The sequence below is a fragment of the Pseudoalteromonas sp. S1650 genome, assembly GCF_005887195.1.
In the GTDB taxonomy this organism is placed as follows: Bacteria; Pseudomonadota; Gammaproteobacteria; order Enterobacterales; family Alteromonadaceae; genus Pseudoalteromonas; species Pseudoalteromonas simplex.
On sequence record NZ_PNDF01000040.1, the window covers coordinates 54088 to 77536 of the forward strand.

Annotated in this window: 19 protein-coding genes; 9 read left to right on the top strand and 10 right to left on the bottom strand. The window is 41.8% G+C overall.

Going from position 1 to position 23449, the window contains the following annotated elements; all coding sequences use genetic code 11:
- Positions 1-57 precede the first annotated feature (57 nt).
- The gene (locus CWB80_RS13160) at positions 58-2034 is read right to left on the bottom strand and encodes a ligand-gated channel protein (protein ID WP_138599395.1); all 1977 of its coding nucleotides are present in this window, start codon (positions 2032-2034) and stop codon (positions 58-60) included.
- A gap of 118 nt (positions 2035-2152) precedes the next feature.
- On the opposite strand from CWB80_RS13160, the gene CWB80_RS13165 reads away from it, so the two are divergent.
- On the top strand, positions 2153-3061 hold the full coding sequence (locus CWB80_RS13165) for a LysR family transcriptional regulator (RefSeq protein ID WP_138599394.1): 909 nt from the start codon (positions 2153-2155) through the stop codon (positions 3059-3061).
- Positions 3062-3119: 58 nt separating this feature from the next.
- On the opposite strand, the gene CWB80_RS13170 is transcribed toward CWB80_RS13165, so the two are convergent.
- A complete protein-coding gene (locus CWB80_RS13170) occupies positions 3120-3737 on the bottom strand; it encodes a LysE family translocator (RefSeq protein ID WP_138599488.1) in 618 nt (205 codons plus the stop codon).
- A 91-nt stretch (positions 3738-3828) separates the two neighbouring features.
- Positions 3829-4587, bottom strand: coding sequence for an SDR family NAD(P)-dependent oxidoreductase (locus CWB80_RS13175; RefSeq protein WP_138599393.1), 759 nt, complete (start codon positions 4585-4587; stop codon positions 3829-3831).
- Positions 4588-4697: 110 nt separating this feature from the next.
- Here CWB80_RS13175 and CWB80_RS13180 point away from each other — a divergent pair, with 110 nt between their 5' ends.
- On the top strand, positions 4698-5603 hold the full coding sequence (locus CWB80_RS13180; protein WP_138599392.1) for a LysR family transcriptional regulator: 906 nt from the start codon (positions 4698-4700) through the stop codon (positions 5601-5603).
- 24 nt (positions 5604-5627) lie between these two features.
- Here the strand turns inward: CWB80_RS13180 and CWB80_RS13185 are convergent, their stop codons facing one another.
- From CWB80_RS13185 to CWB80_RS13195, 3 genes are all read right to left on the bottom strand, one after another.
- Positions 5628-6725, bottom strand: a complete 1098-nt coding sequence (locus tag CWB80_RS13185; protein WP_249362576.1) for a serine hydrolase domain-containing protein — start codon at positions 6723-6725, stop codon at positions 5628-5630.
- 108 nt (positions 6726-6833) lie between these two features.
- Positions 6834-7433 carry a hypothetical protein gene (locus CWB80_RS13190; RefSeq protein ID WP_138599390.1) on the bottom strand — a complete coding sequence of 200 codons (600 nt, stop codon included), beginning with the start codon at positions 7431-7433 and terminating at the stop codon, positions 6834-6836.
- 115 nt (positions 7434-7548) lie between these two features.
- Positions 7549-10002 (bottom strand): S9 family peptidase, encoded by a 2454-nt coding sequence (locus CWB80_RS13195; protein ID WP_138599389.1) that lies wholly within the window; start codon positions 10000-10002, stop codon positions 7549-7551.
- 162 nt (positions 10003-10164) lie between these two features.
- On the opposite strand from CWB80_RS13195, the gene CWB80_RS13200 reads away from it, so the two are divergent.
- From CWB80_RS13200 to CWB80_RS13215, 4 genes are all read left to right on the top strand, one after another.
- Positions 10165-11172 carry a LacI family DNA-binding transcriptional regulator gene (locus CWB80_RS13200; RefSeq protein WP_054553993.1) on the top strand — a complete coding sequence of 336 codons (1008 nt, stop codon included), beginning with the start codon at positions 10165-10167 and terminating at the stop codon, positions 11170-11172.
- Positions 11169-12389, top strand: coding sequence for a glycosyltransferase (locus CWB80_RS13205; RefSeq protein ID WP_138599388.1), 1221 nt, complete (start codon positions 11169-11171; stop codon positions 12387-12389). The genes CWB80_RS13200 and CWB80_RS13205 overlap by 4 nt, the downstream gene beginning before the upstream one ends.
- Before the next feature lie 149 nt (positions 12390-12538).
- Positions 12539-13765 (top strand): threonine/serine exporter family protein, encoded by a 1227-nt coding sequence (locus CWB80_RS13210; RefSeq protein ID WP_138599387.1) that lies wholly within the window; start codon positions 12539-12541, stop codon positions 13763-13765.
- Positions 13766-13890: 125 nt separating this feature from the next.
- A complete protein-coding gene (locus CWB80_RS13215) occupies positions 13891-16131 on the top strand; it encodes a tetratricopeptide repeat protein (RefSeq protein ID WP_138599487.1) in 2241 nt (746 codons plus the stop codon).
- Positions 16132-16171: 40 nt separating this feature from the next.
- On the opposite strand, the gene CWB80_RS13220 is transcribed toward CWB80_RS13215, so the two are convergent.
- A complete protein-coding gene (locus CWB80_RS13220) occupies positions 16172-17668 on the bottom strand; it encodes an arylsulfatase (RefSeq protein WP_054553996.1) in 1497 nt (498 codons plus the stop codon).
- 335 nt (positions 17669-18003) lie between these two features.
- Between CWB80_RS13220 and CWB80_RS13225 the strand changes: the two genes are divergently transcribed.
- The 3 genes from CWB80_RS13225 to CWB80_RS13235 all read left to right on the top strand — a co-directional run bounded on the left by CWB80_RS13225 (position 18004) and on the right by CWB80_RS13235 (position 20579).
- Entirely contained in the window at positions 18004-18795 is a 792-nt protein-coding gene (locus CWB80_RS13225) for a hypothetical protein (protein ID WP_138599386.1), read from the top strand.
- A 42-nt stretch (positions 18796-18837) separates the two neighbouring features.
- Positions 18838-20007 (top strand): BamA/TamA family outer membrane protein, encoded by a 1170-nt coding sequence (locus CWB80_RS13230; RefSeq protein WP_249362578.1) that lies wholly within the window; start codon positions 18838-18840, stop codon positions 20005-20007.
- A gap of 110 nt (positions 20008-20117) precedes the next feature.
- On the top strand, positions 20118-20579 hold the full coding sequence (locus tag CWB80_RS13235; RefSeq protein WP_138599385.1) for a hypothetical protein: 462 nt from the start codon (positions 20118-20120) through the stop codon (positions 20577-20579).
- 8 nt (positions 20580-20587) lie between these two features.
- Here CWB80_RS13235 and map read toward each other — a convergent pair whose 3' ends face one another.
- The 3 genes from map to CWB80_RS13250 all read right to left on the bottom strand — a co-directional run bounded on the left by map (position 20588) and on the right by CWB80_RS13250 (position 23126).
- On the bottom strand, positions 20588-21370 hold the full coding sequence (gene map / locus CWB80_RS13240; RefSeq protein WP_138599384.1) for a type I methionyl aminopeptidase: 783 nt from the start codon (positions 21368-21370) through the stop codon (positions 20588-20590).
- Positions 21363-21569: a ParD-like family protein gene (locus tag CWB80_RS13245; RefSeq protein ID WP_119853080.1), complete on the bottom strand. Its 207-nt coding sequence runs from the start codon at positions 21567-21569 to the stop codon at positions 21363-21365. Before CWB80_RS13245 ends, map begins: the two co-directional genes overlap by 8 nt.
- A gap of 72 nt (positions 21570-21641) precedes the next feature.
- Entirely contained in the window at positions 21642-23126 is a 1485-nt protein-coding gene (locus CWB80_RS13250) for a S41 family peptidase (protein ID WP_138599383.1), read from the bottom strand.
- Between the last annotated feature and the right edge of the window lie 323 nt (positions 23127-23449).

A 23449-nucleotide genomic window follows, 5' to 3' on the forward strand; every position in this document is an offset into this window, starting at 1 on the left:
AATTCCATTAACAAAGCCAACGTAACTCGTTGGCTTTGCTTTTGCTAAGGAGTCGGCTTAAAAATTAAACCCAACTGATAGCCAATAACGGCGACCATCTTCAACATATCCGTATTCAGCTTCGGTGATTTCTTTGTCAAACAGGTTATAAACACCAAACCCTAACTTAATGCTGCGGCTTAAATCATAGTTACCACCGATATCAGCCAAGGTGTAATCTGGCGCAATTAAGCTGTCTTGTGACGGACCTGTTGTCGGCTGACTTTCTTCACCACGGTAATGTACACGCAACCAGGTGCCTAGTTTATCAACCGGGCGCCAATTAACTGAAGTTTGTAAAATATGCTTTGGTAATTGGTTAAGTGGGCTGCCTTTGTATTCACCGGTTTTTTGCTCAGAATCGGTGTAGGTGTAGTTGGCACTAACATCAAGCTCACTGGTAATGTCGTAAGATACTGATAACTCAAAACCTTGTGTAACGGCCTCATCCACATTGACATAGGTCGTTGGCATCGAACCAAACTGGTTTGGTCCATCAGTACACTGGGTGAGTGGGCACGAAATACGGGTAATTTTATCTTCAAACTCGTTGTAAAATACGGTGCTTGAAAGCGATAAATCACGGTTTGCATCGTAATAGATACCCATTTCGTAGTTTACAGATTTTTCAGGGCTTAAATCTGGGTTACCGTAAATATTACCACCTCGGCTCACTTGCCCCCACGCTGCAGTAGATTGACGAATATTCGGCGCTCTAAAACCTGTAGAGATACCGCCTTTTACCGTCAACGATTTAGTTGCTGTATACACACCATACAAACGCGGGCTGAAATGGCCTGAAAAATTACCATCATGATCATAACGAAGACCGGTAGTGAGTTTAATTTGCTTGGTTGCTGCCCACTCATCTTCTGCAAATACTGACCACTGCTCGTTCTCAACATGGGTTAAGTCACTAATGCGGTTACTGGTGTAATCGTCCAGCTCTTCTTTTAAATATGACGCCCCAAATGCAGCATTATGATTGGTAAAAGGTAAAGTCCAGCTGGTTTGCGCATCGGTATTTTCGACATACATTTCGCGAGAGGTATTATCGAATTTATCGTACTTTAGGTAACTGCGTGATGAGCCAAAATCATAAAAACCATTATGGCTTAGTGAATAGCTCTCTTGGTCATACTCTGTGGTTGATGACTCAGGACAGCCATTTCGACCACAGCTTTCGCCTTCAGCTAAAGGAGCAACCGTTTTGCCTAATGTTTCGTCGAGTTTTTGTTTTGCAGAGCCTACTTCAAGCATGATTTCGTGGTTATCAGAAGGCGTTAAGATGAACTTAGCTTTGATATTACTTTGCTCTTTGCCACGAAAACCTGCTTCAAAATCGTCTTCGTCACGCTTTGAGAATTGACCAGATAACTGCATACCTAATAACTCAGGAATTAAGCCACCCGCTGTGAAAAAGCTACCTTGATTGATATTGCCCGATTCACTTGATTCTTGAATGGTGCTATCTAAGCGTAGTTCACCGTACCATTTTTCTGGTGTTTTACGGGTAATAATATTGATAACCCCACCGATTGCATCTGAGCCATATAATGACGACATAGGGCCACGGATAACCTCGATGCGCTCAATCGCTGAGATAGGCGGAGTCCATGCTCCTTCAACACCAGGGCCATCACTATTTGGGCGGGTTTCACGAGAGGTTTGACGCTGGCCATCAATTAAAATCAAAGTATATTGACTTGCCATACCACGAAGACTGATATCTTTTCTGTCGCCACCACCTGTGACAACCACACCAGGAACATCTGTCATTGCATCGGTTAGATCACGATAAAAACGCTTTTCGAGTTGCTCACGATCAATAACACTGATGCTGGCTGGTGCCTCTTTAAGCATCTGCTCATAACCTGAAGCAGAAACTACAATCACTTCCATGTCTTGCTTTTTATCATCTGCATTTGCAGAATAAGACAAACTAGCCAGTATAGCTGCCGTTAATGGTAAAATGTTCGTAACAACCCTCGTCATAATAATACTCCGTGACATTTTGTTTATTAATGATAATAATTAGCGTTTGCATACTAATGAGAAGTCCCGATTTTCACAATTTACGATTTCTTAAAACTGAATTAAGAAGGCCTGAACTATGAATTCCAAGCTGATAAAAACACTACGCGTTTTTTCTCGTACTGTAGAGACAGGCAATATGAGCGGTGCAGCTGCAGAGTTATCGATGACCACATCGGCTGTGAGTCAACACATTAAGCAATTAGAACAAGAAATCGGATTAAGCCTATTTAACCGCAGCCCACGCGAACTTACCTTAACCGAAGCCGGCCACCTGTATTATCAAAGCTGTTTAAAAATGCTGGCACTAGCTGATCAAGCCAGTACGCAATTACAACATTTGCAAAATAAGCCCAGTGGCGAGCTTAAATTAGTGGCGCCAGTGGGTTTTGGTGGAGGATTATTAAGCGAGCCGTTGGAGCGCTTAATTAACGAATTTGATGATTTACGTATTCAGTTAATTTTGACTGACGAGCCAATTGATATGATTAAATGCGGCGCTGACTTAGCAATCGCTATTGGCCCATTAACAGATTCCAACCTAGTAGCAAGGCAATTAGCAACGTGGCCACTAAAGTTGTGCGCCCATAAAGATCATCCAATTAGTCAAATAAAACAGGCTCGCTGGCAAGATCTCAACCAGTTTGCCAGAATTGGACACAGTAATGCTGACAGCAACGCATTTAACCCTTCTACATTAGAAAGCAAGCCACTGCCAAAGGCTAAAATTACAGTGAACAACATGCAAAGTTTAATCAAACTTGTGATTGATGGTGTTGGCTATGGCGTGTTACCCGAACCAGAAGTTAGGCATTTACTAAAATCGAAAGAACTGGTTGAAATAGCACCTGAATGGGCAATGCCAAACTATACTGTTTATGCTGTAACACCAGCCCGAGACAGTTTAGCGGCAAAAACAAGGACTGCCATTGATACTTTAAAACTATGCTTTAACCATGTGTCTAAGCAAGTTGAATTAGTTGATTAAGACTCATAAAGGATAATAGCCATTTGCAATATGCAGATGGCTATTATCCAACTTAGCGTTAACCTAGCGCCAGCCAAACGCCTACACCCATCATAAGCGCGCCAGCAATACGGTTTAACCACTTCACATTATCGCCTTTATCTAAAAACAGCCTTAAGCTTTTACCGCCTGTTGCGTAAATCAACATACAGATAAATTCGCTCAGCATAATAATGCTCACTAATACCGCAAGCTGAGGAGCAACCGCTAAATCAACATTAATAAACGGAGGGAGTAAAGAAATCATAAATGCCCACCCTTTTGGGTTTGCAATGGCAGTGATATAACCCTGCGAAAATAATTGCCCACGACCAATTTGTTGCTGTGTAGCATCGTTAGGTTTAAAGCTGGTTTTAGCGCACCACATATTAACACCTAAGTATATTAAGTACGCGCCACCTAGGTATTTTAAAAAGACAAATAAGTCAGGGTAATTAAGCATAATACTGGCAACCCCAATCACCGCAGCAATGGCTACCGTGGCAACCCCTAACACCTCACCGACCATCATCCACAGCGTACGTCTAACGCCTACACTCATGCCTAACGTCATGGCGAGCGTCATACACATACCAGGTGTAATAGAAACAAAGAAAAAGGTCGGAATAAAAACCGCGAGTACTGCTAAATCGAGCATAAATGCAATCACATGTTTATTGCTTAAAAAGAGAAAGCGATTAAATCACATTCACTTAAATAAGCAAACAAACACGCGATTGCTAACAGGCTTATAAAAACATACCGCCTGATGCTTCAATGCGTTGTCCGGTCACCCAACGGTTTTCATCACCGAGTAGCTGCGCAATCATAGGACCAATATCATCAGCTTGGCCAACGCGTCCCATGGCTGTAAATGAACTCACTAATTGCGCAACATGCTCATTATCACGGACAGCACCGCCACCAAAATCAGTGGCAATTGCGCCAGGCGCGACGACATTCACGGCAATATTGCGACCAGCAAGTTCCTTTGCCATGTATTTGGTTAATACTTCAACGGCCCCTTTCATGGTGGCGTAGGCCGCTTTTCCTGGTAATGCAAAACGTGTCAGCCCAGAAGATAAGTTAATAATACGCCCGCCATCATTGATCATCTCATGCAGTGTTTGTGTTAAGAAAAACACACCTTTAACATGTACATTCATCAAATTATCAAACATAGCTTCACTGGTATCAGCAAATGCACTGTCACTACCATGACCTGCGTTATTGATTAAATAATCAAATCGAGACGTTTGCCATTGTGTTGCCAAAGTACTTTCAAGTGTTTGTTTAAATTCAGCAAAACCTAAAATATCGCTTACATCAAGTTGAATGGCGACGGCTTTTGCCCCTAGCGCTGCAACTTCTTCTACAACTTGCTGCGCTTCATCTTTATGGCTTCTGTAAGTAAATACACAATCAATGTTCTTACGTGCCAAACTTAAAACTGTATTTTTACCTAAACCGCGATTACCACCTGTGATCACTGCAATTTTGTTGCTCATCGTGCTTACCCTTTTGCTTTGAAGTAATTGTGAGCAACCAGTATATTTACACTGCAAAACCAGATAAACCATGTAAAATTGAATTAACTGTTCGTAAATAACAAACAATCATGAATGAACTAAATGCCATGAAAACCTTTGTTCAGGTCGCAGAGCTAAAAAGCTTTTCGGCTACAGCACTTGCACTGAGCATGCCTAAATCATCTGTCTCGCAGTTGGTCAAACAACTCGAAGATACGTTAGGTGCTCGGCTTCTAAACCGCACAACAAGGCGAGTCACGCTGACCAACGAAGGCACAGTTTTTTATCAGCGCTGCAAAGATATGCTTGCTGATATAGACGAACTACAAACCCTATTTCATAAAAAAGACGAAGCGTTATCAGGGCGTCTTAGAGTAGATATGCCACAGCCAATTAGCAGACGTTTAGTGCTGCCGAATCTAGACAGCTTTTTATCTGCACACCCGCAATTAGAGATTGAACTGAGTAGTTCTGACAGACGAGTTAACCTCATTGAAGAAGGCTTTGATTGCGTAGTGCGAGTCGGTCAATTAGAAGACTCATCACTGATTGCGAAAAGAATAGGCCACTGCCCGATGATTAACTGTGTTAGCCCAGGTTATATTAAAAACTATGGCAACATCACAAAACTTAGCGATTTAGCCGAGCACTACATTGTTCGCTATAGCCAAACACTCGGCCAACTTGACCCCGGCTTTGAATACCAAGATACACAAGGCGATTGGCAAACCCTGACCATGAAATCGCAGCTCACAGTTAACAATACGGATGCCTACAAAGCTGCATGCTTAGCAGGGCTTGGTCTTATTCAAGTGCCTCGTCATGGGGTTATCGACGAGCTTAGCCGTGGTGAACTTATCCAAGTTTTACCTGACTATAATTTGCCTCCTATGCCTATGAGCATCGTCTACCCAAATCGACGTCATTTACCAAGGCGTACCCGAGTGTTTATTGATTGGTTAAGCGAGCAATTAAAACCGATTACACATAGCTAAGATGCTTGCTATGTGCGCTTCAGTTTAACTACCTTTAATTACAGACAGCAGGAGTTGATCAATTTCATTATTCACTCCACCAACGCTACTATTGTTTAATATTACATAACCAATATTTTTATCTGTCACAGAGCGAGTTAAGGATGTCCAGCCTCTATTAAACCCTGCAAAACCTAGACTCTTATTCTCAGAGTCTACGACATAACTCATACTCCATCGCCCTCCTGTGTGAGGCTGAGCTTGAATCATATTTGCAATAAGCTGATTTGATAAAATATTTGAACCAATGTAATTACCTTGCTCATTTTTTAGCACTGCCTGATTAAACTTAGCTAAATCATCTGCCGTTGTTATAAAGCCAGCGGCAGCTGTTTCTGTAAAGTACACCATAGCTGTTTTGTTGCCATTCTCATCGTAAGGACTAGCCAGCTTTGCTGGAGAAATACGGTTGATATCAAACGAAGAATTTGTCATTCCGAGGGGTAAAAGAACGTTTTCAGTCATAAAATTACTGAAAGATTGATTAGTCAGGTCTTCAATTAACAGCTGAACTATCGTGTAACCACCACCTGAGTATGACCATTTAGTGTCAGGTTCATGAATAATTTTAACGGCTCCATCACCCGTATTATTGCCTTCTAATGACTCTACAAGAGTAGGTAATGGTTCTTCAGCACTCCATCCATTGTAGCCACTTAATGAAAGCCCTGCAGTATGAGAGAGAATATTACGTAAAGTTACTTTGTTAGCATCAAACTGAGAATTCGGTATTTTCCAGCTTTTTAAGTAATCATTAATTGGTTTATCAAGTTCAACTTTACCTTGTTCAACTAGTATCATTGCGCCCCAAGCTGTAATCACTTTAGAAATGGAGCCAACATTGAATAAAGTTTTGTGTGTGATTGGGGTTCTATTTTCAGCGTCAGCATGGCCATAAGAATATGAACCAAGCACCTCATTCCCTTGAACAATCGATATAGCAATACCACGCGCTTTGCTTTTTTCAAGAATTAACGGGATCTCCTTATCTAGCACTTTAGAAAATTCTAAACTTTTGGTTTGTTTTGCATGTAATGAGCAAGACGATATTAAAAATAATATAAGAATTATAAACTTATTCATGAGCATCCTTGTTTTATAACGACCGCATCAAAGGCCTAATTTAATTGACTAAAATAGCATTCAAAGCAGAAACCAAGCACTTAGGACCTTCCCTTAAGCTATTGCCTGCTAAACTTTTAGAGCTGATAGTAACTTCTCAGCTTCATCAGATAGCTTAACGCGTTCATCCATTTCTGAAACATGCTTTAAGCGCGTGTAGATTTCAATATAACGTGTTCTTGCTTTTACAAAAGCCTCTGAATGATAGCAGCTGTAAATCCACTCCAGCTCTTGCTCTGATATGCTTTCGAGAACTCTGTGTGGTACTTCCTCACAATACTCTAACAGTGAGAAGTTTGTTAGATGGCACATATCAATAGGTTCTACTTTTTCATCAAGTAGCCATGGCAATAAATATACATTCGAAAACATAGTTTCAGCTAGTTCGTAAGACGCCTTATTAATATCACCAATACGAAACGTTAGTATCGAACGACACAACATTTGCACTGGCTCACCCATATCATCAGGAAAGTGTGAATCATGCCACTGTATATGTTGCTCAGCTTTTTTCATATCATTGAGTACGAGCAACAAAGGAAATATTAAATATCGCTTACCATAACCATCTGAGATACAGCCATAATCTCTAATCTCTCGGTTAAAAGCAGATTTATAGCTAGATATCTTTGCGCGAATTTTCTTGTCGGTATCTGGAATTATAAACATGAACAACATTTCCTCTTATTTGCTAACCGCTTATCTACGAATAAGAATATGCAAGTAGGCAATACAAAAATCCCCGCTTAATGGGCGGGGATTCCTAATATAACCATTTAACTAACTACTGAGTGACACCGTCAGCGGCAACTGGCTCTACGGGTTTTTCGTCACTTAATAAGTATTTTTCTAACCACTGCTCTTGCTCCCAAAGTACATGCAGCAAGCTCTTACGAGCGCGATAGCCATGCGCCTCATAAGGTAACATCACTAAGCGGGCTTCTTTACCTAGGCCTTTTAATGCAGCGTACATACGCTCACTTTGCATTGGGAAAGTACCCGAATTAGGATCTTCTTGACCATGGATCATCAGCATAGGCTCATTGATTTTCTCAGCGTGGAAAAACGGTGACATCGCCGCGTACACATCTTGCGCTTGCCAAAAATCACGCTCTTCACCTTGGAAACCAAATGGCGTTAGGGTGCGGTTGTAAGCACCACTGCGAGCAATACCGGTTTTAAATAAATCGCTGTGCGCTAATAAATTCGCCACCATAAAGGCACCATAAGAGTGACCAGCAATGGCAATGTTATCTTTATCTGCCACACCTTTTTCAACAAGTACATCTACCGCAGCCTTAGCACTTGCCACCAGCTGTTTACGGAACAAGTCATTTGGCTCTTTACCATCAACACCCACAATTGGCATTTTCGGGTCGTCAAATACGGCAATACCTTTTGCAAGGTAAGGCATTGGCCCCCAATAACCGATGTAGGTAAATTCATACGGCGACTCGCGCATTTGCGACGCAACGGCTTTATCTTTATATTCAAGCGGATAAGCCCACATTAGAACCGGTAACGGGCCTTGAGTTGAATCATAACCCGGCGGTAAATAAAGCGTACCACTAAGCTCAACACCATCATCACGCTTGTATCGTATTAACTCTTTAGTCACCCCTTTAAATTCTGGGTAAGGGTGCTCAAAAGTCGTAAGTTGAGTCAGGGTTTTATCGTCTAAGTCGCGAATAAAGAAGTTAGGTTGCTCAGTTTTAGATTCGCGAATCGTAATTAAACGCTCGCCTTCATCATCAAGCATTGCACGCACACGCTCATAATATGGCGCTTCTGATTGCCAAACGCGTGTTGTGGTATTGGTTTTTACATCATATCGGTCTAAAAACGGAATATTACCTTGTTCAGAGGCACCGTTACCGCGTAAGAAAAGATAACGCCCACCAACAACTTTTAATACGTCAGCGCCTAAATCATTCTTTTCATAAATTGGGTAACCTGGATCTTTATACGCATCGTTATAGCTGCGCTCAGAAAATAGCACGCGGTTTTTATCTGCATTACGTGGTTGAATAACAAATGTGCGAACTTGTCGGTCGCTAAAGCGCCATTCAGATAATAGAGCAATATTACCATTGCCCCAAGTAATTGAGTCAAAACGACGTTCAACTTTCGCAAATAACTTCGCATCACGTTTAAAAGGTGCTCTTAGGCTATAAAGGTGATCGTGATGAGAAACGTCGGTTTTCATATCACCGCCGTCTTGTGCTTCTGCCCAAATTACTTCAGCGCCTTGATCTGCACGCCATTGAAATTCGCGGCGACCAGTACGCACACTGTCATAACCTTGTGGAATGTTATCTGCTAAAGGCTGCTTCGCAAGCTCTGCAAGCGTATAGCCACGCATGCCCCAAATTTGCCAAGTCGCAGCAAATCGGCTGTAAGGTACTTGATACGAAAAAGGCTCATCAATCATGCCAACCAAAATATTGGTTGAATCAGGCGAGACCGAAAACGATTTAATTAAGCCCGGTTGACCAATCGGTTGGCCTTGACCACTGAGCGGAATATAAGTCAGCTGGCTTTGGGCAAAGAACTTAAATTGTGCTTCATCGTATGGGCTAGTTAGCAGGTTTTGATAAGTACGCGCAGGCGCTTTTTCACCACTACTTTGCTGAATAACAGGCACAACCTGCGAGCTGTCGTTGCTGATACGTGCTTTGCCAATATTGACCGCTGCATTAGCGACAATAGCGCTGCTATCTGGCAACCACGTATAAGGCGTGCGCGTTAGCACAGAATTAAGAGGCGTATCACTTAACTGGCGGGCTTGCTTAGTACTTACATTATAGACCCATAAGTTAGCACTCGATGCTTGTTCAACCACAAACGCCAAGTATTGACTGTCGCTTGACCAACTTGGTGAGCGTAAAATGCCATTAGGCAAACCAGATACAACAATTTCAGAGCCTGTTTCAACATGCTTAAGCACTAAAGATGTAAATTTATTACGCACTCGTGAGCGCGAAAAATTAGCAGGATTAAGCTTAATGCCCGCAAGTTTTAACTCTTCTTTGGCTAAGTCTTGTAAGGTATCGATGCGTTTTCTATCGAATAGCGCCAGCCACTGGCCATCATTCGATAAATAACTACTTGGTGCGAGCTTAGCGTCAACCACAGCAGCCAGTGCCGGCGATGGAGTTTGATAACCTTGATTAGCAAAACTGGGTGTGCAAACAGCTGCGCCAATGACTAGCGCAAAAAGCAGTTTAAATGCTTTCATGTTCGTTCCTTTTTCGTTTTTATTTTCGATTCTGTAAACAAGTAGAACATGTTTGCAGCATTTCATAAAGAGTTTCGACCCTTTTGGCAGCCAATCAGTGACTTAAACAGCTAAATTACGCTAAAATAAGAGCACTCTATTCGCCACTTTTTGCTAATAAAAATGAAAAAATCGACAGGCAAAGTCACAATTTGGGATGTTGCTGAACAAGCACAGGTTTCAAAGTCAACCGTGTCTTTGGTCCTTACCAACAGTGATAAGGTCAGTAAAAAAAGTAAAGAAAAAGTACTGGCTGCCATTGATAAGCTTGGCTATGTGTATAACCGCGATGCTGCAGCACTACGCAGCAAGCGCTCCAACCTAGTCGCGTTGGTTATAAATGACTTAACCAACCCGTATTCAGCTCAGCTTGCTGTTGGTCTCGAAAAACACATCTTTGAGCTTGGTATGCTGCCAATGCTGGTGAATATTGCAGAGTGTGTCGAAAGGCAAACTCAAGTGGTGAAAACCCTAAAAGAATACAACGTATCGGCATTTATTATGTGTCCAGCACCGGGGACAGAGCAGCAGTGGCAAGATGATTTAATAAATAGTGGTTTTCCGGTTATTAATATCATGCGTGAAATTCCGTTTTCAGCTGCGCCGTGTATTTTGCCTGATAACAAAAAAGGCACACATATTTCGACTAGCCATATTTTATCGCAAGGCATAGAAGAAGTTGCGTTTTTAGGCGGCACGGCTGAAATATCTGACTACCATGAACGTTTGAGTGGTTTTTTAGCTGCGCTTGAGCAATTTAATATCACTGACGAGAAACCCGTTATTCAAGCGCCGACAAACCGCCAAGGTGGCCGAGAAGCCTTTAATACCCTTATAAAACAAGCACCAAATACCAAAGCCATTGTCTGTTTTAATGATGTGATTGCTTACGGCGCGATTGAAGCTATGCGCCAACACGGCCTTGAACCGGGTAAAGACATTAAAGTTATTGGCTTTGATGACTTAGAAGATTCGCGCTTAATGTTGCCTTCTCTTTCAACCATCGCCATTAATGCCGATGAAATCGGTAAACGCACCTGCCAGGTGTTAAAAGAACTATTAGATAAATCAACGCCACCCGTTCGCACCTTGGTGGATGTTAACTTAAAAATACGAGATTCAAGTCAATGAAAAAAGTGTTAGTGATCGGTTATGTATGGCCTGAGCCTAATTCGTCGGCAGCCGGCACCCACATGATGTCACTCTTGCGCGCCTTTCGTGCAGAAAACTGGCAAGTTGAATTTGCAAGCCCAGCGCAAAAAACCGAACACATGGTGGATCTCAGCGAAGATGGCATTACCACACAGGTCATTGCATTAAACTGCTCAAGCTTTGATGAGTACGTGCAAGCGTATAACCCTGATATTGTGATGTTTGATCGCTTTATGATGGAAGAACAGTTCGGTTGGCGAGTCGATAAATACTGCCCTAACGCACTTAAAATTCTTGATACCGAAGATTTACAGTGCCTAAGAAATGCCCGCCACGACGCTCATAAAGCAGGTCGAGCATTCAGCCATAGCGATTTACACAGTGATATTGCAAAACGAGAAATCGCGGCTATTTTACGCTCAGACATCAGCTTAATTATCTCGCACTACGAGATGCAGCTACTCAATGATATTTTCAAAGTCGATAGCGCCCTACTTCACCACTTACCATTTTTGGTTGATTTACAGCATATTCCCACCAGCACCAAAGCATTTGCTGAGCGCAAACACTTTATGACCATAGGTAATTTTCGTCATGCGCCAAACTGGGATGCTGTGTTGTACTTACAACAAATTTGGCCGCTGATCCGCAAACAATTACCTGATGCCGAACTCCACATTTATGGCTCTTACCCGCCACCAAAGGCGACAGCCCTTAACAATCCGAAAACCGGATTTTTAATTAAGGGCTGGGCAGATGATGCCTATAAAGTAATGGAAGATGCCCGTGTGTGTTTATCGCCACTGCGTTTTGGGGCGGGTATTAAAGGCAAGTTACTCGAAGCGATGATCATGCAAACGCCAAGCGTAACAAGCCCAATTGGTAGTGAAGGCATGCATCAAGACGAACCATGGTCAGGTGCAATCTGTGAAGATGCACAGCAGTTTGCTGATGCAGCAGTGGCACTTTATCAAGATGAAGCTCTGTTTACCCAAGCACAGCAAAATGGCCAGCTGTTATTGCAAAAATATTATGACAAATCAAAACTTCAATCGCAGTTAATCGCTAAAATTAACGCTATTAGTGAGTCATTAGCACTGCATAGAGAGCTAAATTTTACAGGCCAAATGCTCAAACATCACACCATGCGTTCGACCCAATATATGGCGCAGTGGATTGAAGCAAAAAATAAGTAATTTTGCCGTAAATAACACTAGACATAGCGGCTTTTGCCGCTAAAATCGCGCTGGTCAATTTAAGCGATATAGTCTTGCTATTAGACTATATCTTATTGAATTTTGGTCTATCCTTAACTGAACAATTTAACCTTTGGTTCAAAACGCCTTTGAAAACCGCAACGTTTACTGAAAAACGAAAATTTATCGTGAAGCTTGGCAAAATGCTTCATAAATACGGTACACCTGCATACCGACTAGAAGCGCACTTAATGGAAGTTGCGACTTACCTCGGCTTAAAATCATCTTTTGTTATGTCGCCAACATCTGTCACCTTTGTTATTTGGACAGATGGTCACGAAGAAGAGTACACCCATGTTGCGCGTGTTGATCCGGGCGATCACGACTTAGGCTCGCTGGCAGATACCGATGACTTAGTAAACAAAATGCTCAACGGTGAGCTAACGCTACAAGAGGTCGATAAACAACTCGACATCATTTATAACCTGCCAAACCCATATAATAGATTTATGACCGGCGTTGCGTTTGCAACCTCTGGCGGTGCATTTGCCATGTTAATGGGCACAGGCTGGAATGATGTATTTTGGTCAGCACTGATCACCTTAGTGGTGTATTTGTTTGTGCTTTGGTCAACACGCTCAAAACGCGTTGCGCATATGCTTGAGCCTTTAGTTGCCATTGTTTCTGCAATTATCGCGTGTGCGGTCAGTGTTTACCTAGACGCCGAAATAAACATACGATTGGTGGTGCTTTCAGCCATCATTGTGTTTATACCCGGTTTAGCATTAGCACTTGGATTAGCGGAGTTAGCAGCTCGGCACTTGGTGTCTGGTACAGCACGGGTGATGGATTCATTCATGCTGCTGTTTAAGCTGTATTTTGGTGCTTTCATTGGTATTGGTATTGGTTTCGCTATTTTTGGTCAAGCAGACTATGTGCAACCTGAACCTTTACCAAAATGGACAGCATGGCTTGCTATATTCATGCTCTGTAGCAGCCTAATCGTTATTTTTAGAACAAAATTAAAGCATGCAGTTTGGTCAATCGCTTCTGGCTTTATCGCGTATGGCACAAGTATTGGTTCAGCCATGTATCTAGACTACACATTAGGTACATTTGTTGGTGCTTTATCTGTCGGGGTATTCAGTAACTTGTTTAACCGTGTTGCAAATGCACCCGCCTCTATTGTAGCCATGCAAGGTTTAATTGTTTTAGTACCTGGAAGTAAAACCTATATCGGTTTGAATTCATTAATTGAAGGTCAAGATTTCGTTTATGCGGAGCATATAGGCCAACAAACCTTCTTGATATTTATGTCATTAGTGGCGGGGCTTATCTTCGCTAACGTTGCGCTGCCACCGAAGAAAAGTCTATAACTTACTAAGCCCGAGCTTCTCGGGCTTTTTTTATCCTCGTTTTAACAAGCCGACTTTGCTTATCAGTAACAAACTGATATAACTCATAAGTGCATGTGGTAAAAATAAAAAGGATTTATTCTGTGATGAGATTGGCTTGGCTGTTATGTAGCTTTTTCGCATTTAGTGTGTTTGCAGAGTCCCAGTGTGCTAACTGTCATCAAAGCCAAGTTGCAGACTGGCAAACATCCCATCATTTTCATGCTATGGAAAAAGCCACTCCCGCTTCAGTGCTTGGCAATTTCAACGAACAAACCCTCGGCTATCAAGGCCTGCAAGCGCGCTTTTTTCAAAAAGACCAACAACTTTTTATAAGTATGCCAAACCTTGATGGCAAGTTGACTGACTACCCTGTTTTATACACATTTGGCTATGAGCCATTGCAGCAATACATGTTTGATATGGGTCAAGGCCACATTCAGCTATTTCCATTTGCATGGGACTCACGCAGTAAAACAAACGGCGGCCAGCGCTGGTTTGTACTGCATCCTGAGCAGAAAAAACACGACCTATTTCATTGGTCGCGAAAAGGCCAAAACTGGAATCACATGTGTGCCGATTGCCATTCAACGGATTTCAAAAAGCAATTTGACCTTAAAACAAATAGCTTTGATTCAACTTATTCAAGTATTAACGTGAGCTGTAAAGCGTGTCATGGCGATACACAAGCTCATTTAAAATGGGCTGATGGCGATAGCAGTATTGCCGATAAGGGCTTTACGCATAATATTAAAAAGCAAACCCCACTGTTTACTCAACACGCTGATGGCAGTATGCAGAGCGTACAGCCTCTGGTAAAAAGCGAGCAAGTGCAAGTGTGTGCAACATGCCATGCTCGCCGCTCACAGCTTGATGACCGCAAAGACCCACATAGCTTTTTACAACACTTTCAAGGCTCATTACTCACTCCAGAGCTTTATCACGTTGATGGTCAAGTGTGGGACGAAGACTATGTTTGGGGTTCATTTTTACAAAGTAAAATGTTCAATGCCGGGGTAACATGTAGTAACTGCCATAACCCTCATTCGGGTAAATTAAAGCTACCGGGTAATCAAACCTGTACGCAATGTCATAGCCAAGAGGTGTTCGACACGCCAAAACATCACGGTCATAAAGTGGCAAGTACTGGTAGCCAATGTGTTGATTGTCATATGCCTGCCACCACCTATATGCAAGTGGATGCAAGGCGCGACCACAGCTTTCGGGTACCTCGTCCAGACTTAACATTAAAAACCAATGCCCCAAATGCCTGTAATAGCTGCCATGAAGACAAGACGCCACAATGGGCGGTTGCTAAAATAAAAGGCTGGCATCCACATTCAAAGCACCTTGGCACTGCGCATTTTTCTGAGGCGTTTTATGCCGCGGATAACCGTTTGCCTAATGCATCAACCATGCTGACCAAAATCGTGCAAGATAAAGGCTTTCCTGAGATCATCCGTGCATCAGCATTAAGCCGCTTAGCCGCAAGCCCAGATAACAATGCTGTCGTCGCGATTGCTCGTTCAGTAAAAGACAGCGAACCATTAAAACGCCAAGCAGCCATTGAGGCGGCGATGCCGTTTGATATCAACCAGCGCTGGCGCCTGTTGAACCCGCTTTTAGATGATGAAAATTTGCCTATCAGAGCCGAAGCTGCACGAGCACTGGCGGCCATGTTAATTCAACCCTTCCCTACGGGGCTCAATGAGCAAGACAGCAAACGTTTAAATGCAGCCCTTGATGAATACAAAGGCATTCAAGAGTACCAAGCAGAGCGTGGCTATTCACACACCAATTTAGGCAATTTGGCGCTCACATTACAAAAGCCTGAGCAAGCCAAAGCACATTACCTGCAAGCAATCAGTGTTGAGCCTATTTTTGCTCCCGCTTATGTCAATTTAGCAGATTTATACCGTAATCAAGGCGATGAAAAAGCAGCGCAAGCCATCTTAAAACAAGGCTTAGACGTTAACCTAGAAAGCGCCGACATACATTATGCCCTGGCAATGAGCCTTATTCGCGCAAAACAAAAAAACACCGCTCTTAACCATTTACAAAAAGCAGCGCAGTTTGCACAAGAAAATGCAAACTATCAGTTTACCTACGCCCTGCTATTACAAGATTTAGGCAACATGCCAGCGGCCATCTCAGCCCTTGAGCGCGCATTTAATTTAACACCGAATAACCCAGATATCAGCTACAGTTTGGCACAGTGGTATGTGGCAGAAGAGAACTACAGCCAAGCGCTGTTTTATGCCAGAAACCTAGCCCGCTTGGTACCGGGTAACCAGCAAGTTGAGCAGTTTGTGAAACAGCTCGAAATGATGAATAGCATTAATCATTAAAAAAGGGCCTAATCGGCCCTTTTCAACTTATGGTTAATAATTAATGCCCATAGTTTAGTGATTTTGCTTTTTCGATTGCTTCATTCACGTTAAGTGACGCCGCTTCTTGACGTGGAGGGAATTCAACAAAGGTTTGAACATGTTCATTTAACTTAGCAATAATCGGCTGCATCAACCAACTCTTACGCATGATTTGATGAAAACCAGTTACCCCATCATAGTGTTCTAATGGATCTTTACGTAAATTAAATAATTTAGGCATACTGTGAGTTACCATATCTTCGTAATATAAGCCATTTGGTTTGGTCGCGAAGTGCATTTTCCATGGACCAAAACGTACCGCCGTAAGTTGTGACTCATAGTAATAAAAGAAATAGTTACGTGCAGATTTATCAGCTTTACCAGTCCAATAAGCTAGGTTGTTTTCACCATCAATATACACTTTGTCTGACTTTTTAAGCTTTTCACGTAAGTTCTTTTCACCTAATGCAGCAGCAACTGTAGGGAAAACATCTTCATGTGATGAAATGCCATTGAGCTTTAAGCCTTTTGGTATTTCATCAGGCCAGCGTACCAAGAAAGGCACGCGCACGCCCCCTTCCCAGGTTGTCATTTTTTCACCACGGAACTCAGTGGTTCCTGCATCAGGCCAGCTTGATTGCTCAGGACCATTATCGCTGGTGTAAATAACAATGGTGTTATCGGCAATTTTTAGCTCATCAAGTTTATCTAGTAGCTTGCCAACATGACCATCATGCTCCATCAAGCCACTACCAAAAATATCTTCTTCAGAACTAATGCCTGTCGCTAAATTTCGGCTTTCAGGTTTTAGGTGTGTGTAAACATGCATACGACTTGTGGCATGCCAAATAAAGAATGGTTTTTTCGCTTTTACTGCGCGTTCCATAAAGTTTAGTGAGCGCTCTAACACTTCTTCATCAAACGTTTCCATTCGTTTGCGAGTAAGTGGGCCAGTATCAGTGATTTTGCCATTGGCGTAAGATTCAATCACACCACGCGGGCCAAACTTTTTAACAAACTTAGGATCTTTAGGGTAATCAGCCTGCTCTGGTTCTTCAGACACATTTAAGTGGTACAAATTTCCGTAAAATTCATCAAAGCCATGCTTTGTTGGTAAGTGCTCATCTAAATCACCTAAGTGATTTTTACCATATTGAGCCGTCATATAACCGCGAGCTTTTAAAAATTCGGCTAAGGTAGGATCGGCTTCTTTTATACCAAGAGGATTACCAGGTTGACCTACCGTGGTTAAGCCTGTCCGCACAGGCAACTGCCCCATTAAAAATGCAGCACGACCCGCTGTACAACTAGGCTGTGCATAATGATCAGTAAACAATGCACCTTCGTTAGCAATGCGATCAATATTAGGGGTTGGGTAGGTCATACCGTGTGAGTATGCACTGAGTGAGATTGGCGCAACGTCATCAACCATTATGGCCAATACGTTTGGCTTATCAGCTGCAAGGCTTACCGTTGAAACCAAACCGCAAATAGCTGCCGCTATTAGTTTTTTCATAAATCATCCTTTATTAGTTAAAGCAATACCTTTCACTCACAATGAGCTTTCATCAGTATAGATGAAAAAACGGTCGATTCTAGCACTTACCTTTATATACATTGGCCTCTATCAATAAAACCACCTATTTTCTATAAACCGCTTTTGAAATTAATAATTAATACCTAACAACAAATACTTAGTGAACTTTTTAGCTATACTAAAAAACTAATACCCCATAAATTTTAACTACTGGATCCCCATATTTTCGCCCTCAATTAGGATTGAACAAGAACAAAAAATAGACTATAACTAACTAATGAAACAGCCTTTTTATCTCTGTGTAAGGACAACACATGACTTCATATCACCTCATCACACTAATTAGTATTGGGGTTTCATTTTCCAGTTATGCGGATAATCAAAAAGAAGTACAAGACATGTCAGATCCTCTGGCTGTTTATACTCAAATAGGCTTTGGTACCACTAACAAAGGGCTAAACTTAAAAGTAGGCCAAGCATACGACACAGGTATCGCAACAACTGCCGGAATGAATGTTATTGAAGTAAAAGGCATATATGGCGATGCACTAGGCTGGGAAAGCGACAGCAAAACAACAGATTCTATCGACTCGTTTCGCTTTCGAAACTTCTCTGTTGATTTGAGCTCTATGAGTGCAACGCAAATTGATGCTAACTATAACCTTAATGCCAATCTTGTTGCTGACGAAAGTATGGATGTTTCGTACAGCTTTATTAAAGCTTTAAAACCTATGGGACGTTTCACGTTCTATCCGTTAGCTGGTGTGGGTGCATCGCTTGGTGAAAATACCCTAGAAGATGACGGCAGTCGTGACAGTGGTTATTCCATTATGGGTGCTTATGGTTTAGTGGGTATGTACGCTAAAGTGACAATTAACGATAAAATATGGCTTAACTACAATCCATTTTGGCTAACCACTATCGGCGGTAGTGATAACTACAAAGACCATTACTATGGGTTAAACCAAAGCCATATTTTAACTCATGAATTCGCCGCAAGTTACCAAATAAACCCGCGAATGAATCTCCGCTATTTTGCAAATTGGAATGAAAACGTTGACTTTGTGGATGGCGACCACCGTCTCGAGTTTAATTATCAACTATAAATTAAGATTTGAAGAAAAATAAACTACAGGGTAAGGGATTAAGTGAAAAAAGTAGTACTAATAAATATGTTGGCGGTAAGTTTACTAAGCACTGAAAGCTTTGCATCAAGTTACGATGAATATGCAATAAAACCTGCCGAGCAACAATTAAGCAATCAACAACAAAAAGTTGATGAACCTATTTCATTTTTGCCCATCCCGACGTTTATTACAGAACCAGCTGTAGGGCCTGGCCTTGGTGTTGTTGGCCTTTTTTTTCATGACAACGAGAAAAAGGCTAAAAAGAAGAAAAAAGAGGGCTCTACCCTACCACAAAGCATTAGTTTAGTGGGCCTATTGGGCACTAAAAATGGGACCAAAGGCGGCGCTGTTGGTCACATTACGTTTTGGGATGAAGACCGTATTCGCTATCAAGGGATTGTTGGCTGGGCGAGTATCAATCTTGATTTTTATACCTTCGACGAAATAAAGCTTCTCACGCCATTATCGTTAAATATTGAAGGTCCTGCTGTGTTCCAAAATCTTAAGTTACGCTATGACGATAGTAACTTCTTTTACGGTTTTAAACAGATTTATCGCCAAGTTGATATTAGCTTAGCCGATAACCCTATCGAAGATTTTTTACTTGAAAACGACATTATCAAGGAGCACCTTTCACTTGATGTAAATACGTCAGGTATCGGTCCGCTACTGGAATACGATAGCCGAGATAACCCGCTTAACCCTGAACGTGGCTTTAATTACAAGGCCGAATATTTATATTTTGATGAGGCTATTGGCAGTAAGGTTGATTACACCAGTCTAAAGCTAACCGCCTTAAACTATTGGCGTTACACCGATAAGTTTAATTTTGCTTTACGTATGCAGTATGACTCGGTTAATAATCGAGGTGAGAAACGCTTACCGGTTTACATTCCGCCAAGTATTAGCTTGCGTGGGGTGTCAGCAACGCGTTATCAAGGCCTAGATGTATTTGTTACTGAAGCTGAAGCAAGCTATAAAGTCACACATAAAATAAAACTCAATGTGTTTACTGGTATGGGCTGGGCAGCCGATAGCTTTTCTGACTTATCAAAGGCTGAAACCATTGATACTGTGGGTGCAGGGTTTCGCTATTTGATTGATGAACATTACGGTATCAGCATTGGTTTAGATGTAGCCCATGGTCCTGAACAAAATGCTATATACATTCAAGCAGGTTCTACCTGGTAGCAAAACCAGTTCTTTTTCACTAGTTTTCAAGAAAATCCAAACCAAAAGATTGAATTCGTTGATTTCACTGCTATTATCAAAAGCTCAATAAATATTCAGGGATTGAACGGATGCATAAAAAAGTATCAACAAACCATTATCCATTCAAAAACTTTAAACCTCACGGCCTTGTTGAGTTTTATCAACGTGAAAATACACTTTTAACAACCGCAACAGGTCCTTTCAATGAAGAGATTATTGACGCGCACTCTTTTATGCAAAAGGATTACATCAATAAGCTCAACGCTGATTACGGCCAGTGGTTTGAATTAGTTGAATTTAAAAATTCGTGTATGGCAACCCCTGATGCACTTGAAAAGTTAATGGTGTATTTTGTTGAACTCAAGCGTAAGGGCATTGCACCAGCCAAAACAGCCTTAGTCATAAAAGATGGGCTTGAAGGCGGTAGCTTGCTGAGTGATACCTACTGCAATTTGTATAAACGAGCAGGCTTGATAATGAATGTATTTAAGTCAAAAACAGCGGCCCTTAACTGGTTAGCAGAAGAGCCCGTTGCTGAAATAGCCTGTTAACACACTATTTAATTTAAAAAGTGTTGCTCTTCTTCGCGTAAGGTCAACACTTCAACTCCCTCAGCCGTTACTGCTAAAGTGTGCTCCCATTGCGCAGAAAGCTTTTTATCTCTTGTAACCACAGTCCAGCCATCAGGCTTGGTTTTTACTTTAGCAGCCCCTTGATTGATCATTGGCTCAATTGTAAAGGTCATCCCCTCTTTTAATACCAGCCCGGTATTTTTCTTGCCATAATGTAATACCTGTGGCTCTTCGTGCATTTGCTGGCCGATACCATGACCACAGTATTCTTTAACCACACTATAACCATGTTGATGAGCAAAGTTTGCAATCGCATTACCAATATCCCCCAGCCTCACGCCTGGTTTTACCATTTTAATCGCGTGCCACAGGGCTTGCTGGGTGCTATCTACCAAACGCTTTGCTAAAGGCGATACATCTCCAATTAAGTACATTTTGCTCGAGTCAGCTAAATAGCCATTTTTCTCAAGAGTGATATCAATATTCACAATATCGCCTGCTTTTAAAATACCCTTCTCGCTTGGAAAACCATGACATACCACCTCGTTCACAGAGGCATTTAGTACATAAGGGTAGCCGTACTGCCCTTTACTTGATGGCCTTGCTTGTAACTGCTCAACAATGTAGCGCTCAACGAGATCGTTTATTTCCATTGTAGTCACTCCCTCTTTTACAAAAGGGTCGAGATAAGCAAATACATCAGCAAGTAATCGACCAGACTCTCGCATCAAAGCAATTTCGTCTGCATTTTTAATTACAACTTTACTCATCACTCACATCCTTAGCCTTCACATCAGCTTGACGAAGTTGCTCTTTGATAATATCGCTGTAAGTCATGGTGGGGTTAAGCTCTGCAAGCATCCCTATTTTAATCCAATACTCAGATTGTGAGTTGATTGAGCGTACCATCGCTGTGCTTGCTTTACGGATTTCTTCGTGTAGCTCATCGCTTATTTTAACAATACCCATCATGTGACCTATATATGAAACGTATATAGATCGTATTCATATAATATAAAAAAGCAAGAAGAACTTGTTTAATTACAACTCAGCAATCATTTTAACAAGCGCTTGCGTTGTCCATTCAAGTTCATTGAATTGAATATCAGGTTGATAATAAAAGCCTTTTTCTCGGGGTCTGTTCACATAGACCTTTATCGGCAGAATGACTTTAGCAAAACCTGAAGGTAGGGTTTCGAGCCTCACTTCCATATAGGTAGAATCGGTACTACTTGGTGCGCCAACTAACTGTGTGTTTGCAAATAATTTTAAACTATCAAGTGCGTCTAAACAGGCGCTGGCACATTGCCCTGGCACAATCACATAAACCGGTGTAGTAAACTTGCTGGCGTTTTTTGGCAATGCTGGCTGCTCTGCTGCAGGTATCTCAACATAAAAATGTTCACCTTTTTCATAAGCCGCCTGCATACTTTCGTGAGTCGTCTTTAACCATTGATACCAAGGGCTAGCTTTATCATAGCTTGCGACTACATCGCCAAAATAGTCAGTATTGCCTTTAGAAGCACGCCACCACACTTGGGTATTTTTGTCTAACTCATAGCGGCCATATTTAAACTGTTCACTACCCCAAAGTGCTGAGGCTATTTGCTCACTCCACATCGATGAGCCACCTTGATTATGGCGAAGATCAAGCACCACAGCTTTAGCTTGCATTAACTTATCATGTTGCTGTTCAATGGCGCTCAGCATCGTTTGGTAATCTGCTTGCTGCTGCTCATTGGGTGCATACGTTGGCATACTGATCCACGCAATATCCTTTAAAGGCCAATTAAGCTCAATTGGTAACTTGTCGCCGTTGTAAGCATGTTTAAGTTTACCACTGACATCATCAGGCCTAATACGCCAATTTAACTTTAAGCTGTAAACAGAGCCGTCGGCTTTTTCAAATGTGCAGCTTTCAAGTGGCGATAAAAACGGGTTTCCGTCATCAATAGTTAGTCGCCAGCCATGATTCCACCAACTACCAGGTTGCTCAACTTCGCCGTAATAGCGAAAAACACGTTCAACGAGCAAAGTATTAATTGCTGTATTATCACAGCTTACGAGCTTATCGCCCTTGGCAACTGTATCTAATTCGCTGTAATACACTTTTAACGCATCACCGCGCCATACAGTTGAAAAACCGGGCCAGCCTCTTTGTGGCTTTAGCTCACGTGGCAAAACATCAACCGCTCCCGCATGACCATCTTGTAGTACAGTTCTAAAACGTGCAATAGCCGCAGCAAAACCTTGTGAACTATGCGCTTTTACAGCCAGCTTTAAGCCTTCTTGCTTTGCTTTTTCAAGCTGTTTAGCAAAGCCTGGATTTCGTACATCATGCATCCCTGGGTGATTGATAACCGATAATTGATAAGCCGCTTCAACATCTTTTATAGCAAGTTCAGACCAATTAATTTCAGAGTGAGTGACTGTACGCCCCTCATCGGCACGACATAGATTAACACCAAAAGGGCTAAAGTTTAGAGCTGTAAAGATGAGTGATAAGTAAAGCGTCAAGCGTTTCATAAAAATCCATTTTAAATAATTATTATGTTTAAAAAACACCCTATTTAATCACTAAGGCATTGTTGTGGCAATAAAAAGTACTTCACATGCTAATAGATTAAAAAAATTCATCTATCAGGTTTATTTTAATCGTTTGTCGAATTAGAAGGATTACTCTAAAGTTAACTCATCAGCGCTTTTAAGCTAAACAGCTTCACACCATTGAGCGTGTTTGCGCTAACCGAATTGTTGTCACAAAAAGTCTAGCTTGTGTGTTCTCTGGGCTTTTTTATATACCGAGTCACTGCATACGTGGTGACTCAACCAAATTGTTGTCAAAAGCT